This is a genomic window from Streptomyces sp. NPDC041068 (genome assembly GCF_040647455.1).
GTDB lineage: Bacteria > Actinomycetota > Actinomycetes > Streptomycetales > Streptomycetaceae > Streptomyces.
The window spans coordinates 245983-261242 of record NZ_JBEZCG010000014.1 but is presented as its reverse complement, the minus strand read 5'-3'; the positions used below and the strand labels follow the sequence as shown (position 1 = coordinate 261242).

General features: G+C 66.7%; 10 protein-coding genes. 7 read left to right on the top strand and 3 right to left on the bottom strand.

The genetic code is table 11. The features are described 5' to 3' along the window. Positions 1–70 precede the first annotated feature (70 nt). From AB0B50_RS30960 to AB0B50_RS30930, 7 genes are all read left to right on the top strand, one after another. A complete protein-coding gene (locus AB0B50_RS30960; RefSeq protein WP_362339070.1) occupies positions 71–319 on the top strand; it encodes a type II toxin-antitoxin system prevent-host-death family antitoxin in 249 nt (82 codons plus the stop codon). Continuing rightward, positions 316–759 carry a PIN domain-containing protein gene (locus AB0B50_RS30955; protein ID WP_362339068.1) on the top strand — a complete coding sequence of 148 codons (444 nt, stop codon included), beginning with the start codon at positions 316–318 and terminating at the stop codon, positions 757–759. Before AB0B50_RS30960 ends, AB0B50_RS30955 begins: the two co-directional genes overlap by 4 nt. A 1293-nt stretch (positions 760–2052) precedes the next feature. Then, positions 2053–2460 (top strand): hypothetical protein, encoded by a 408-nt coding sequence (locus AB0B50_RS30950; RefSeq protein ID WP_362339067.1) that lies wholly within the window; start codon positions 2053–2055, stop codon positions 2458–2460. A gap of 65 nt (positions 2461–2525) precedes the next feature. Continuing rightward, positions 2526–4799, top strand: coding sequence for a tetratricopeptide repeat protein (locus AB0B50_RS30945; protein WP_362339065.1), 2274 nt, complete (start codon positions 2526–2528; stop codon positions 4797–4799). 43 nt (positions 4800–4842) lie between these two features. Next, the gene (locus tag AB0B50_RS30940) at positions 4843–5046 is read left to right on the top strand and encodes a DUF397 domain-containing protein (RefSeq protein WP_362339064.1); all 204 of its coding nucleotides are present in this window, start codon (positions 4843–4845) and stop codon (positions 5044–5046) included. A gap of 70 nt (positions 5047–5116) precedes the next feature. After that, positions 5117–7525 (top strand): tetratricopeptide repeat protein, encoded by a 2409-nt coding sequence (locus tag AB0B50_RS30935; protein WP_362339062.1) that lies wholly within the window; start codon positions 5117–5119, stop codon positions 7523–7525. After that, positions 7525–7743, top strand: a complete 219-nt coding sequence (locus tag AB0B50_RS30930; RefSeq protein WP_362339060.1) for a DUF397 domain-containing protein — start codon at positions 7525–7527, stop codon at positions 7741–7743. Before AB0B50_RS30935 ends, AB0B50_RS30930 begins: the two co-directional genes overlap by 1 nt. Positions 7744–7907: 164 nt before the next feature. Here AB0B50_RS30930 and AB0B50_RS30925 read toward each other — a convergent pair whose 3' ends face one another. From AB0B50_RS30925 to AB0B50_RS30915, 3 genes are read right to left on the bottom strand one after another with little or no spacing between them, the layout of a single operon-like run. Continuing rightward, positions 7908–10607 carry an RNaseH domain-containing protein gene (locus tag AB0B50_RS30925; protein WP_362339058.1) on the bottom strand — a complete coding sequence of 900 codons (2700 nt, stop codon included), beginning with the start codon at positions 10605–10607 and terminating at the stop codon, positions 7908–7910. 7 nt (positions 10608–10614) lie between these two features. Next, positions 10615–13974 (bottom strand): hypothetical protein, encoded by a 3360-nt coding sequence (locus tag AB0B50_RS30920; protein ID WP_362339056.1) that lies wholly within the window; start codon positions 13972–13974, stop codon positions 10615–10617. Then, the gene (locus tag AB0B50_RS30915; RefSeq protein ID WP_362339055.1) at positions 13975–15174 is read right to left on the bottom strand and encodes a hypothetical protein; all 1200 of its coding nucleotides are present in this window, start codon (positions 15172–15174) and stop codon (positions 13975–13977) included. Positions 15175–15260 lie beyond the last annotated feature (86 nt).

Here is a 15260-nt window from a genome sequence, read left to right as displayed (position 1 = left end):
CCTTGCACGTACGGGTCGTTTCCCCGCGAGAAGTCCGCACGCCCGACAGCAGAGTAGTACCATGTAGTACATGGAAGCTACTGCCCGCGAGTTCAATCAACAGTCCTCACAGATCCTTGCCGCCGCCGAGCGCGGCGAGACCATCACCGTCACCAAAAACGGCCGCCCTGTCGCCACCATCACCCCCTACCGCGAAGCCGAAATCCCGCCCTACCCCACCGGCCCCATCGGGGACAGCATCGACGTCCCCGAACTGGACCTCGGCGGCGACCTCACCAACGACGAGATGGAGGAGATCCTGAAGGGCATGGGCTCTTGAACGTCGTCATCGCCGACACCAACGCCCTCGTCCGTCTCCTGGACCCGAGGATGACCGGTCACACCGAACACAAACATGCCTTCACCACCGTTGAGCATCTGGTGATCTCTCCACTCGTCCTCGCCGAACTGGACTACATGATCACCGCACGCTCCGGCGTCCAACAGGCACTCACGGCAGCCCGGTTCATCGAGGCCAACACCGCGCGGCGCCGCTTCGAAATCCCCGACATCGCCCCCCAGCTGAACACCGCCATCGCCATCGCCGACGGCTATAAGGGCGCGGACAGCGGCAAGGGTGTCGGCCTGACGGACGCCATGAACGTGGCGCTCGCCGCGGCATACCGCACGAACGTCATGTTCACCTCGGACCGCCACTTCCGCATGATCCGACCTCTGACCGGTCACCAGGCGTTCCAACTCCTGCCCGACGATCTGTAGAAAGTGCGTCAGCCTCGACGAGCTGGGGGCCTGAGGGCTCCGTTTCACACCGGCGAGGTCTGCCCTGCTGCGCGCTCAGTCGAGCGGTACCTCCTCGAGCACCATCCCCTGAATCGCCATGAGCCCCCGGTTGCCTACCGCTTCCGGGCGCAGCCCCATCTCCCAGGCGATCCGGGCGGCCCGACGCTGTGACACGTCGGGGTACGACTCTGGAAAGACCTTGATCCAGCCGCGCCGGTCCCTCCGGATCCCGAACGACGACTACTGGCAAGCGGGTTCCCCAGCAGCGCCCCGACCCCCACAGCCGCCGTCACGAGGCCGTAGACCGCGGCCCCGGCGCCGTATCGAGTGGCGAGCAACGCGGGCATGCCGACCGCCGTCACGGCCCAGCAGAACAGGGCGACGCCGTGCAGCCCGACCGCCAGACCGACACGAGGGTGCGCCCGGACCACCGGCCACGCACGAACCGCCGACCGCGCCTTGCCGGGGCGCTCAACCGCTCCTTCGCCGGTCGCCACGGCGTACTGACGGGCCAGCCACCCGAGCACCACCGCCGACACAGCGAACGTCACGCCGTTCAGCGCGAAGAGCCCCCACACACAACAGAACGGCACCTGCGTACGACCCCGTCTCACCATTTCCGCTCGGGCCAGCAGGGGGCCAGCAAATGATCTTCAGACGCGACTCAGCCCCCGCCCTGCGGCTTCCACCGCAGGTCAGGGGCTGATTCGTTTGGTAGACCGTGTGGGACTCGAACCCACAACCAATGGATTAAAAGTCCTGGAGGGGGTCGTCCGGGTGGGTCCGGGCGGTCCTTCATGGTCCGAGGGCGCCAGGTCAGAGAGGGTACTGGCTGTTGCGTGATCCATCGGAGAAGGAGCTGTGGGGCGCCGTCCGCTCACGCATCGCTCACGCATTTGGTGCGTCTGACCTGCACCTCCGGAGGAGGGCGGGAGAGCTACTCGACATCTGTGTCGTCGTTGCGAGCCGTGGCCAGTTCGATACCGTGAACGCGCCGAAGCCATCGGCACAGCACATGCAGACCCCCTCCGAGGATTCCGCATGGCTCCCGAACCTCGGTCACCAGGCAGTGTCGAAGTAGCGCGCGGTTCCCCTTGTCGACCAACCGAAGGTCCCAGGGGCAGGTGACCATTGCACCGCACAGTTGGTTTCGGCCAGACATGCGCCACGTGCGGGTCGATGGCGGCAGATCATCTTCTAGGCCGAGCGGCCGCTGCCTATCATCGAGGTCACGTGTCCGGAGTTGCGGGGGAGTTGGTCATGGAGCCAGAAATGCTGGCGCAGACCGCAGGGGCCACAGTCGTCGCGCTCATGGCCACCGACGCCTGGCAGCGGACACGCGAAGGCGTGGTCGCATTGTGGCGTCGGGTACGTCCGGTCCAGGCCGACGAGGTCGGCGCGGCGCTGGAAGAGACTCGTGAAGAGATCCTCGTGCTCCGGTGTGAGGGCGACTCGGCAGGCGCCGAGGATCTGGAGCGGGACTGGCGCCGCAGACTGCGGCGTCTTCTGGAAGCCGATCCGTCCGTTGCCGAAGATCTTGAGGAAGTGCTGGCGCAGGCACGCGCTTCCCTGCCCGAGGACGAACGACCCCCTGTTCCCACCGTGCACATGCAGGTGCAGGCGTCGGGCCACGCGCGGGTCTACCAGGCCGGCCGGGACCAGCACATCGTCGAGCGATGAGAGCGCAACCGGACGTCCCTCATGGGGACCACGTCCTACGGACCGTCGCCGACGGGCACAGTCGGGTGTACCAAGCCGCTGGCAGCCAGCTCATCCTGGAGTACACCGTCCAGCAATCCGAGCCGCCGACGTCAGGCAGTGGATTGGGCTGGGACAGTCCTGAGTCGGTCCGCACTCCCCTGGTCGCGCCCTTGGGATCGCCGCTGCGGGACAGGCTCGAAGTGCGCCGCGCGCTCCTGCAGGCCATCAGTGACCCAGCGGCCGCGGCGAACGGTTTGCACGTTGTGCTCGGTATGGCGGGCAGTGGCAAGACGGCACTGGCGCTGACCGTGTTCGACGAGGCCGTGACGGGCCGCGGAGTCGTGGGGTTATGGGTCAACGCCTCTGATCGCTCGTCCTTCCGTTCCGGGATGCTGGCCGTCGCCCACGATCGCGGGGCCGCGCAACAGGAGGTCGACGCGGCGCGGGAGGGCCGACGTCCGGACGCTGATCTCGTCTGGCACTACCTGGACCGGTCGCCCGAGCCGTGGTTGCTCGTCCTGGACAACGCGGACGATCCCTCCGTGTTCCGCCACAGCGCCTGGCTGCGGTCAAGCAGCCGCGGGATCGTACTGGTCACGAGCCGCCTCCAGGATGCGACGGAGTGGCGCCGGGCCGCCAGACACTCCCTGGATGTTCTCGACGTCTCCTCCGCCGTCGACGTGCTGCGGGATCTCACGATCAGCACGGAGGACTCCGCCAAGCTGGAGCTGCTGGCGCGACGCCTTGGCTGTCACCCGCTGGCATTGTCACTCGCCGGTGCCTACCTCGGCCGACAACTCCTGGAGCCGGTCTCAGTGGACGAATATCTGAAGCGTCTCGACACCGACCCGTCGCTGCTCGACCGTGGGGCGGCCCCTGGGGAACAGGAACTGCGGCGGCTGATCACCGGAACCTGGCAGATCTCTCTGGACGCTGCGGCTGATCAAGGTGTCCCCGAAGCCCTGACCCTGCTCAGGTTGCTGTCGTTCTTCGCTGCGGCGCCGCTGCCTGTAGGGGTACTCGCGCCGGCCCGTCTCGACAGCACCAGGCTGACCCACGCCGACCCACCGCTCACCGGCGAACGCGCCAACCTCGCGCTCGAACAGCTCAAGGCCCACTCTCTGGTCTCGCTCATCGATGCCTCAGCCGGCGCTGAGCATGCCGCTGTGCGCAGTGTGCAGGCCCACCCGCTGCTCCTGGAGACGGTCTCGTCCCGCATCCCTGTCGACCAGCGAGCGCTCCTGCTGGAATCCGCCACCGACCTGTTGAGTCGCCTCCTGTCCACGGAGTCGGACCGCTACGTGGACCCGCATACCTTGCGCCTTTTCACACCTCACGCCTCGGCCTTGCTAGGGAACGCCGCCGCGCACCGCGCTGACGCAGCCACCGCGTCGGCGCTGGCCGTCGTCCGCGCTCTACGTGACCAGTCGTACGTGCGCGGCGACTACGCCACGACGCACGCTCTCGCTGACGACGCCGTCCGTGTCACCGGCAATGATGGGACTGCGGAGGCGCTGACGGATCAGCATGAGCACGGCCGGGCACTGGCCGCTCTGGGGCGATTCGATGAGGCGAGCGCGGCGCACCGTGCCACGCTCGAAGCCCGCGAGGCACTGCTCGGGGCTGACCACCCGGATACGCTGGCCAGCGCTCACGCTCTCGGCATCTCTCTATACGGTCTCGGCCAATGGGCAGAGGACGAGCTGTACATGCGCCGGGCGGCCGAAGGGCGTGTACGTGTTCTGGGTGCCGCACATCCGGATGCAATCGACAGCCGAGGCCGACTGGCAGAGGCAATCGGGCAGCAGCGACGCTGGGACGAGGCCCGTCAACTGGCGGCCGAGAACCTAGCGCAGAGTGAGCAGGCCCTCGGCGACGACCATCCGCACACCTTGCTGAGCCGCATCGCCCTGGCCTGGGTGCTCGCTGGCGTAGGGGAATGGGAAGAAGCAGCGGTCCACACACGCGCCACGCTGGAGGGAAGCGAGCGAGTGCTGGGCGCTGATCACCCGCGGACGCTCGCAGCACGACAGCGTCTGGCGGACGTCCTGTCCCATCTTGGACAGTGGCCCCAGGCCCTGGAAGCGGCCCAGGCCGTTCGTGACGCCCGGCAGCGCGTCCTCGGCCGGGAACACCCGCACACCCTCTCCATCGAGATCGTGCTGGTCCGGATCCTCCGGAGCACAGGACGCGCCCCAGAAGCACGGGAGTTGGCCGTACACACGCTGGACGTCTGCGTCCGCGTCCTGGGAAATGATCACCCGGATACGCTGGCGTGCCGCGCCGAGCACAGGGCCGCGCTCGGAGATGTCGAATGATGTCGGTTCACTGCAGTGAAGTTGACCAGGAGGACGACGAGTTGTGATCGAGCCGATACGCAAGTGGCGCAAGAGCAGCTACAGCGGTGCGGACAACGGGTGCGTGGAACTACTCACCCCCCCCCCACCGCACAGCGCCCCGATCCGCGACTCGAAGCTCCCCGAAGGACCGGTGATCAACTTTTCTGACCGTTCTTGGCTGCCTTTCGTCCAAGCCCTGCAGCAGGGTGAATTGTGGAGAGTATGACCGCGAGCAGGAACATCGGAGCCGCCCCTTCACCGGGCTCGGACGCGGCACGGGGCGCGGCGGTACAGCGATGAACGAACCAACCAGGCCGTTCCCGCCCGACGCGATCGTGGGCGACGTGTCCGTACGGGATCGAGCTCGGTGGATCAGCTCCGCCCGGGACCAGTACATCGTGGAGATCGGTCAGTACGTCTCCCACCACGGCGAGCGGCGGGCCCTCCCGGACTCCGGACTCTCAGGACCGGACTCGGTCCGCGTGCCGCTCGTGGCACGCTCGCCCTCCCCTGTCAGGGACCGCGACGACCTACGAGCGGATCTTCAGCACGCCATCAGGCATCCCGAAGCGTCCGCGCACGAGTTCGTCCTGTACGGGACTGCGGGGAGCGGCAAGACGGCCCTCGCTCAGACGATGTTCGACGAAGCGGTCACTTCGCACGGCGTGGTGGGTCTCTGGGTGAACGCGGCCACCGAGGTCGCCTTCCGCTCGGGCATGCTGGCTGTCGCCCTGGACCGTGGTGCCGACCCTGACCAGGTGGAAGCCGCTCGTGACGGGCGCCGTCCGGCAGCGGATCTCGTGTGGCAGCACCTCGAATCCTCTGCTGAGCAGTGGCTGCTGGTTCTCGACAATGCCGACGACCCGAGTGTGTTCAGCGACGGCATCTGGCTGCGGCACACCCACCGCGGCACCGTTCTCGTCACCACACGACACGGGAACACACATCTGTGGCGGAATGCCGATCAACGCCGCGTCGATGCCTTGGGGCTGGCGGACGCCGTTCATGTCCTTCGCGACCTCAATGTCACGGGCTACGGCCAGGCCGCCCTGGAGAAACTCGCCCGTGGACTCGGGTGCCATCCCCTCGCCCTCACTCTCGCCGGCCAGTACCTCGGTCGACGTCTCCTGGACACCGTCACCGTGGAGGAGTTCCTCCGTCGTCTGCGCGACGACCCCGGCGGCACCCTGGACGAGGCGGCCGACCCCTCCGAACGTGACCTGCGTCGGCTGATCAGCTCCACGTGGCAGATCTCGCTGAACGCCCTGGCCGACCGAGGCATACCCGAAGCCACCACACTGATGTGGCTGCTGTCGTGCTACGCCTCCGATCCCCTCCCCCTCGGCCTGCTTCACCCCCAACGCCTAGGGCTTACCGACCTGGCCACCGCTGAGCCGCCGTTGCCCGCGCAGAAGGCGGAGACCGCGTTGTACGGCCTGCTGTCGCAGACCATGGTGTCGGTCCTCGACGTTCCCGGAGACGTCGGCCAGCCCCTGGTGCGGTCCGTTCAGACTCCCGGGCTCCTCCTCGACACCGTCGCGGGCCGCATCCCGCTGGACCAAAGGGAGATCGTCTTCGCCGCAGCGGCCCAACTCCTGGACGGCCTGCTTCATCGCAACCAAGACGAAGGCACCTGCCTCGACGCCCAGACCCTACGATTGTTCGCGCCTCACACGCTGGCCTTGCTGCACCGCTCCGCAGCAGCCCACTCGGCCGCAGCCCCGCAGGCTCTCTGCCTGGTCCGCTACCTTCGCGACCAAAGTCGCGAACAGAACGACTACGCCACCGCGCACGTCCTGGCGGAAGCCGCTGTCCGCGTTCCCTCATCCGTGTCCATCGCCACGGAGGCCGAATTGCTCACGGATCGATATGAACTTGCTTGCTCACTGACCGACTTGGGGCGCTATACGGAGGCCGTTGAGCTGCACCGCGAAGTCCTGCACGAGCGCGAGGAGCACCTCGGTCCCGACCATGTACAAACGCTTCAGAGCGCACACGCACTCGGTCTCGCTCTGTACGGTCTTGGCGAATGGGCGGAGGACGAGCGACACCTGCGCCGCGCTGTAGCGGGTCGGATCCAGGTGCTCGGACCAGCCGCACCGGACACCATCCTGAGCACCGCATGCCTGGCCGAGGCCATCGGCGAACAGCAACGCTGGGACGAAGCCGAAGCAATCGCCCGCGGAAACCTCACCACAAGCGAAGCGGCCCACGGCCCCACCAGCCCGTACACGCTCGCAGCGCGCCACACCCTGGCCTGGACCCTGTATCAGTCGGGACAACTCCGCGAGGCCGAGGGCCTGGCCAACGCCACTCTCACTGAGCAGGAGCGCTCTCTCGGCACGACCCACCCTCGCACCCTGGCCATCCGAGACCTCCTCGCCAGCATCCTGCTCGGCCAGGAACGGTGGACCGAGGCCGAAGCCGCAGCGCGTGCCGTCCTCACCGTCCGCGAAGAGGTCCTCGGCCCTGAGCATCCGCACACCCTGGCCATGCGTACCGAGCTGATCCGCATCCTGACCGGTGCCGGCGACCTGACGGAAGCCCGCTCCCTGGCCACACGAAACCTTGAGGCGTGCATCCGCACCCTCGGCGAAGAACACCCCGACACGCGCGCCTGCCAGCAGGCCCACCTCAAGGCTGGGCCGATCCCCGAAGACAACGGCCAGTCCGGCACTGGCCATGACAAGGATGTGCCGCGCTGATGGACACCGCCCCGGGCCGCATATGGATCAAGAGCAGCTATAGCGGCCACAACAACAACTGCATGGAATTCCTCACCCCCCCCCCACCGGGCAAGGCCATCGTCCGCGATTCAAAGGATCCGCACGTTCGTTTGATCGTCTTCCGTGCCTCGTCATGGACTTCGTTTGTACGCGGTGTCGCACAGGACATGCACGGTGCCAGGGAAGAACTTCAGTAGCCGACGAGGAAACTCGATGGAACCAGTCGGCAAAGGCTTTCGTGACGCCCTGTTCTGGCTAGGGCGCCTTTTAGCTCAGACCGCCCAAGCCAGCAGAGTCACCCCGCGAAGGTGGAGCGTGATATCGAGCAGAGATCTGAGGCGACCACACCTGACAGAGTCCTTCATTCGATGTACTCCTCCATGAGTCGTGCCAGGTGCAGCAAGTAGGGCAGCCGGGTCGGCGCCTTGGTGTGCAGGTGGCAGCGTCGCAACCCGTTCACGTAGGCGGCGAGATCGACAGCCTTGTCAGCAGGCTGCTTGAACGAGACGTGGATCTCCAGCGACGTGGGGTTGGCTCCGTGACGAGTGATATCGCGGTCATTCCCGAAGTACTTGGAAACGGACTTGCCCAGTTGGTGAGTGTCCGGGCGAGGGTTGACGGCCAAATAGGTGCGATCGTTCCAGGGGATCAAGCCTGAGTATCGACCCCATTCGTAAGGGAGTTCATCGCCGTCGGTCTCGGTCTCCGGATCGTCCAGCGGGTTCATTCCGAAGACGAGGGGGATCTCGTCGGAGTCGTCGTTGATGCGGACGATACGCAGGCCAGGCAGAGTTGCTGGGGTGCGCCGAGCGGTGGGGTCAACCGAGCTGCAGTCGACGCCCGGTGGGACAAGTGCGTCGGGGGAAATCAGGTCGTTCTGGAGCCACGGCCAGATTTCCGAGTTCCGCAGTGTCTGAGTACGTACCACCAGGAGTCGATCAGCGCTGCTGTCCAGGGCCAGGGCATGGGTGAGGAAGTCGGCGAGGGGTGCTCGGTCCCGGGCGCGGACCCGACCGCGTCCTTCGACCAGGGCGTGTGGCAGGTCGACCAGGGGCATGGGCGCTTCGTGTGGATGGCTGGAACTGGGGGCGAGTTGGGCGGTCACGTCACCTTCAGTGGTCGCGCGTAGGAGGAGGGGGACGAGGCCGCCCCGTGCGCGCGCCAGGTGCATGGCGGTGAGTTCGAAGGGGCCTGCGACGTTGCGCGGGCGGGGGAGCTTGGGCAGGTGTCCGACGGACCGGAGGATGTCGCGTACCGCGGAAGCGGCGCGCTCGACGTCGTCGCGACGGATCTGCGAGTTCTGGAAGGGTTTGGCTGCGTCCTTCTTTGCGTCCGGCGTGGCGGTACGGGTCACGGGGTGCAGGCACTGCACGTGACGTCCCAGTGGCGGCAGAGCCTTCTTGAGCAGAGGCTTCGGGTCGTCCTGGTGCGCGGCGTTGAAGGAGACGGGTTTGCCAATCTCGATGAGTGAGCCGGTCAGCTGCCCGTCGTCAGGGAGCGCCTCACGCAGGGCCCAGGTCCTTTCTTCACGGTGCCGGCGCCGGGTCTCGGCGCGTTCTTCCCGCGTGCTCTCGGTCGGCCAGGGCATGCCGGAGACCAAGGTGCCGGGGTTGAACAGGCTCAGTTGGATCTCGGTGTCGCCACGGTAGGTGTGAACTTCACGTCCCGCTTCGGTCCGCTTGGCGGCATGGGTGTAGCCAAGCAATCCAGTCAGGGCCAGGTGCACAGCCTCATAGGTGCGGGGAGCGGTGTGTCCCAGTTCGAGGCGGTACATCGCGCCCGGCGCTGCGGCTTCGAGGCGGGGTGCGCGACGCTGCGGGATCTTGGCAATGGGGACGACAGGTTCAAGGTGCAGGCCGGGGAGCACCACTTTCAGCTGCTCGAACAGAAGCAGGTGGTCGATCGGTTGCAGTCCCGTCTCAGCCGGGTGGCCGTCGGCCTTGCGTCCCGCTTCGGCATCTGGTGCGTCCAGGAGGTATGTGTACCCGGTGCTGTGCAGCAGTAGTGCGACGGGATCCTTCTCGTGACGCTCATCGCGACCAAGTCCGTTGTGTGCACGTGGATTTGCACGGACGGCGTTCGGATCCGGGTAAAGGTGCGGAGTGGGCAGAGAGGGGACGACGCGAGAGATGCCGGGCATCCAGGACCAGTTCATGGCGTCCGCGCGGCCGGTGACCAGGACGGGCGCCCGGAGGAACTGAGCGCGCTCGATGCCGCTGAGCACCCCGCCGGGGACATGGAGCAGGACGGTGGCACTCGCTGGCTTGTCCGGGCTGCGACGTGGGATGTAGACGGGTGTGGTGCCACCGAAGCGAGTGATGTGAGGGGTGACGCGGATGATGAGCCGGTCATCGTGCGGCATCGTCCTGACGCGGAACTTCGTCTGGTGGGTCCACAGTCCGTACGCGCCGTCCTCGTCGGTGAGTTCGCGCGGCGGCCCAAGGTAGACACTTCGTTCGCCGCGTTCCCCGATCGGGCCGAGGATGGCGGCCTCGTCCTGCTTCTGTCCGGGGAGCGTCCACTTGTTGTCGATCCACTGAGTGGCAAGGTACGAGGCAAGGAGCTGATAGACGTGCGCGCGGGGGCGGGCCGTCCCGTTGGGAGCCTTGCCGTGGGCCAGCAGGTCGAGGGTGGTGGGGCTCCACTCCAGTGGGAAGGCGGCTTTGACGAGGGAGAACCAGTCGACGTCGCTTTGGTGAGGCGCGACCTCGGTAGTGATCCACGCCTCTAGGGCAAGTTGCAGAGGCAGTTCGTTCTCGGGCGGGCGCACGGCGTGCAGCCAGGTGTCGGCCTCCAGGTCGCTGCCAACGGCGAGTACGCCAGAGCCGACGCACTCCACCAATTCGCGCAGCCCTCGCGTCGGCAGGTAGGTCGAACGGTTGTTGGGCTTGCTGCTCCAGGCCCGCTGAAGGCGGGGCAGGAGCGAGCGAGGGAAGGGTGCCCGGTGGACTTCAAGCGGAAGCGCCTTGTCCGGGACAGCCGTGAAGGCGGGGGCCAAGGTGTTGTCGTAACGCGGTGGTGCGGACCTCTTTGCGCCGGAGTCGTTGTCGGTTTCAGTCACGGTCGTGTCATCCCCAGTCGATGTTCTCAAGAAGGTTGGCGAGCAGTCCCCACACGGCTGTGTAGATCGCGTACTTGACGCGTGCCTCGGCATCGGCCCCAGGTCCCGGCTCAGCAAGCAGTTCGCGCATCAGTGACCGACCGGCGATCAGAACGCTGGTGCGCTCCGTGTCGAGGGCGGAGTCGCGGGGGTCGGCAGCGCGAGGCGCGAATGCGGCGTCCAGCAGGTAGACGCGGACGGGTACGTTGCCGCGGATACCACGGCCGGTGGTTTGGTTGAAGGAGTGGAGCTGGTCCGCGACGAAAGCTCGGCGCAGGTATTCGGTGGGCAGCGTGCGGAAGGTCAGCGGGCGCCCCATCATCGCGCTCCACGTCGCGCGGGCCTGGCGGATGAGCGCACGGACTTCCAGGGTGGGGTCACTACCAGGCATATCGCAGCGAACGGGATCGAGTAGCCGGGCCATCGCCTGCGAGTTCAGTACCGCCAGCGGAAAGGAAAGGTCGTCTGGCGGTGGGTGGAGGCGTGCCAGATAGAAGATGGGGTAAATCGCAGCGACACCACGGGCGTTGAGCATGTTGTGCGCGCGGCCCACGGACCCCTCAGCCCCCACCATCACCGTCGCCTGGCTAGCGGGGAATTCCGCGATGCGGCGGTGAGCGAGACCGTAGGGGCCAGGAGGTCGGCTGTCGGGGACCACGTGACAGGCCACCACACTGGTGCGGGTGTTCATGTAGAGGGCGCTGGTCTCCGCGTCCTGCGTGCTCAGGACCACGAAGAGGGCTCGGCGTCGGTCCTCATCTGCGCTCTGGAGTGCCTGCTCCAGCAGCGACATGGTGGCTCCTGGGTCTGGGGTGCACACGGCATCGGTCATGATCCGCACCGCGTTCTGCCGCGCCTGGCGTCCCCCGGCCCCCGAGACGTACACACCCCGTTCGTGGCCGGGTCGCCTACGCGGACGGAAGAGCAGCCTGCTGGCGCGTAGGGCGTCTACGCATTCCGGCGGCTCACGCAGGATCAGCGACGGCAGGATGTCGATGTGGTAGCGCGCCGAGTACGCGTCGTAGCTGGTCGCGGAGGTGAGCAGGACGTGCGGACCCTCCACCCCTTCACAGGCCAGCATGTCGTGCAGGTGATACAGCAACCAGCGGCCCACGCCGCGCAACCACAGCACGTCGAGGGAGCCGCCACTGCCCTTCCGGCTGGGAGTCCATTGCAGCGCCATCATGTTGCCCATGGGCAACTCCGGAACCAGAGTCCGCAGCTCGGGATGTGGTTGATGGGCAAGAACACTCCCGCCCATGGACAGCGGCATCACCTCGCGGAGGGTTTCCTGCATGGCCGACAGCTCGAAGTAGGACGTGGTCACGCGCGCGGCCCAGATGCCGGCGATCAGCAGGTTTGCCAGTTCGGCTCGGAGGGCGAGCTTCTGGCCCGGGACACTGGGCGGTTCATGTTCCGTAAGCCACTCTTCGGCCACTTCTTGAACCGGGCGCTGGGCTGCGTAGCCGGCGGTCATAGAGTCGATCAATTCGGTGATGTGGCCGGGTGGGGCGTCGAAGGGCGCGTTGGTTACCTCGGCGAAGTGGGCATCGAAGTACTGCTCGGCTGCCTCCCATTGTTCGGAATCTTCCTCGCGCTCTGCGCGGTCCTCGATTCCGTGCAGGAGACGGGCCAGGCGAGTCAGCAACGTGTGTCCGCTGAAGGGGCCGTCGTCCACGGTCTCGGCCAGGACTTCCTTGGCTGCTTCTTTCGCCTCTGCCGTCTCGCCGGCGGGCAGCATCAGCAGGGGCAGAAGGCCGGCGAGCGCCTGCGAGTGGTACGTCGCGTACTGCTGAAATCGCTGTCCGTGCTTGTGGGCCAGGGGACGGTACCAGTCTGTCGCGAGACCTTCGTGCCAGGCCACCGCGATCCGGCTGCTCCAGCCATCCGGCTGGGTCAACGGCTCGTGGTGCAGGAACTTCGTGTCGAACTGGCTCATGATCTGGTCCGCTTCATCGCCGACCAGCAGGTCCAGTTCATGTTGAACGGTGGTGATCCAGCGAGCGGTGTAGGCCGCGGGCTCGGCGGCGCTGGCCAGGAGCGCGGCGGGCGTGGTCACCCACACCTGGGCGTCGGGTACGCCACGCGTGGCGCTCTGGAACGGGCACACCGACAGCAGGGGGCAGTCCACGCGCTCCTTGTTCTTCGTCGCTCCGACGACACGGAGCCTGTCCCGGCAGGGGCGGTCTTCCAGCGCCAAGGGCTCGGCGACCGGGCCGGAGGGTTCGAGGAGCATCTCCAGGGGACACAGGTCCGTTGTGAATGGTGCGGTCGCATCCGCCTGTGACGGCAGCGGCGCCACGTCTTTGCTATCCCCGACATACAGCAAGTCGTCCCAGTACCGCGCCAGGTGCTCATCGCGCGTGGAGCGGCCAATGAGCGGCACAGCCCGGATGCCGAGAGCCCGGAAGAAGCGGACCTTCGCTAGGGCATTGCCGACCGACGAGACGAGGTAGCCAACCTTGAGGCCACGGTCGACCGAGATCTTTACCAGGATGTCGTTGAAGGTGGTCTTCCCGGAGTTCATGAGACCGACGACCTGGGCCACGCCATCGATGCTGAACACTCCGAGTCCATCGCGGAGTTCTCCCGCCTCGGCATCGACTCTCGAGAAGACGATGTTCTCCAGTCGGCCGGAGAAATTCTCGCCGCAATAGCGCGGATCGCCTGCGAGCAGGTGGTCCATCTCCTTGGCGGCCTGCTTGAGGTCGTCGTCAGTCACGTCTGGGAATCGGATCCGTGTACGCCGTTCCTTGGGGTAAAGGAGGGACGCCTTCATCTGCGCGGTGACCCAGTCGGGCACACGCAGTCGTTCCTTCTTGCCGTCGTGACGCCGGAACCAGAGCAGCCCACCCGCCGGAGCCGGTTCGCGCACCGGGCGCAGCTTGTACGGCACGGGATCGTGCAGTGCGGCCCGGTATGCTCCGGCCCGATCAGGAAGCACTGCGCTACCGCGTGCACGAAAAACGCTGCCGTGTACCACCCTGTGGGCCTCTGGGTTCTCCAGCTCGAACATCCGTAGATGGGGCGAGAGTTTGCAGTACTCGTTGAGGCGTACCTTCCAGTCCCCGCCGCGGGCCGTGGGCCCCATGCGACGGCGCAGGTTGCGCACCATCGGGGCGGTGTCCGGACCCGCGCTCAGGTAGCCGTCCAACACCTTTCGCAGCACCGTGGCCGACTGGCCTGGCATGTACTCGGTCAAGAAGTGCAGGCCCAGCTCCACGCGGAAGAACGCACGGGGTTCGAGCGGCTGCATCAGTGAGTTCAAGCCGGTGGCCTTGGCCTCCTTCTCGAGCTGGTCGCTCCACGCCGAGATGTCCCGGGCCATTCAGTCACGCTCCGACGCACGCCGAAGGACCGCAGCGATGAAGTCTTCCTCGCCCACGACCTCAACACCGCGGACCCGGCCATCCATAGCGTGTTTCAGGTCGGCGATGTAGTCCCGCGTCTCGAACCGATGCTGGGCGAGCACCAGGAAGCGGCGGCGCGCGTTAGCCCGAGGGTCCCAGCGGAAGTTCCTCCCCAGGAGCGCAGCGCTCGCGTGATCCTTCACGTCGGCGGCCCACCACTCGCCCTCCCCCATGCGGCCGGTGCTGTCGAAGTCGATGGCCAAGTCCACGGCGTCCATGCCCCACCATGGATACATGCGCTCCGCCAGCGTCGGCCGTACGGCCTCAAAGAGTCGGCGCTCGGCCAGGCCCGGGTCGTGGAAGAAGCGACGAATAGCCATGCGCTGCACATACAGCTCGGACATGGACTCCACGGCCTGCCGGGCGGGATGGCCGGCGCACCCCGGAGTGCCACAGCGCGCCTGTCTGCCAGCAGGCAGCGGGTTGTCGCATCCGTCGCACACGTCCAACGTCGTCGTCCCTGATGCAGCACGATGCTGATAGGCGTGCAGAAACCACTCCTTCACCCACGGCTGGCCGTGGGAATTCTTCGCCGGAAAGCGTCGAATCAGAGCCGCGAGGTCCAGATCGGAGGCGACCGCCTTGTCGATCAGGAAGCCACGCAGCTCCACATAGTTCTCCTGCACCTGGGCTTCGTGGTCGGCGTTGCGGTCAGCCGTGGACATGAGCAGCTCGAAGGAACGGTTCTCGACCAGTTCGGCTTCAGGATCCTTGGCCATGGCCAGCCTGGCGGCCTCGTCGGCGAACGCCGAGGGACGGCTGTCCTCCACTAGCAGGAGCCCTCTGTCGCTCTCGCTGATTCCTAGGGCGAGCGGCCACTGCCCGAGTGGCCGCGTGCACCACGCGAAAACATCCATGTGGGTGGGCAGCTGAGCCAGCCCGCTCTCCAGGGCTCGCCACCACAGACGGTTCACCCCGGCGTTCCACGCCGGGGGCAGGCCCACGCTCTTCGCGCCGAGCGACGGAGTACTCCACAACGCTCCGTGCTGTTCCATCTGGATGCGCGCGAGCCCGGCCGCCAGCAGCTGCACGGTCATGTAGTCGTCCGACAGGTCGGGCGACACCTGCGTCAAGCGCGCCGACCGCGATGCGTCCGTCGCGACGTCCCCAACGAGCAAGTTCTGTCCTCTCAGTGGCCCTAGTAGCGACGGATAGTAACTGCGCGTGATCGATACTTCCGCCTACGCAAGAGGGCGCTACCAGC

What these genes read in the sequence shown, in the direction of transcription:
- AB0B50_RS30920 (WP_362339056.1), bottom strand. Translation starts at nt 13,974, where the DNA reads ATGGCCCGGGACATCTCGGCGTGGAGCGACCAGCTCGAGAAGGAGGCC.
- AB0B50_RS30930 (WP_362339060.1), top strand. Translation starts at nt 7,525, where the DNA reads ATGGACACCGCCCCGGGCCGCATATGGATCAAGAGCAGCTATAGCGGC.
- AB0B50_RS30960 (WP_362339070.1), top strand. Translation starts at nt 71, where the DNA reads ATGGAAGCTACTGCCCGCGAGTTCAATCAACAGTCCTCACAGATCCTT.
- AB0B50_RS30950 (WP_362339067.1), top strand. Translation starts at nt 2,053, where the DNA reads ATGCTGGCGCAGACCGCAGGGGCCACAGTCGTCGCGCTCATGGCCACC.
- AB0B50_RS30935 (WP_362339062.1), top strand. Translation starts at nt 5,117, where the DNA reads ATGAACGAACCAACCAGGCCGTTCCCGCCCGACGCGATCGTGGGCGAC.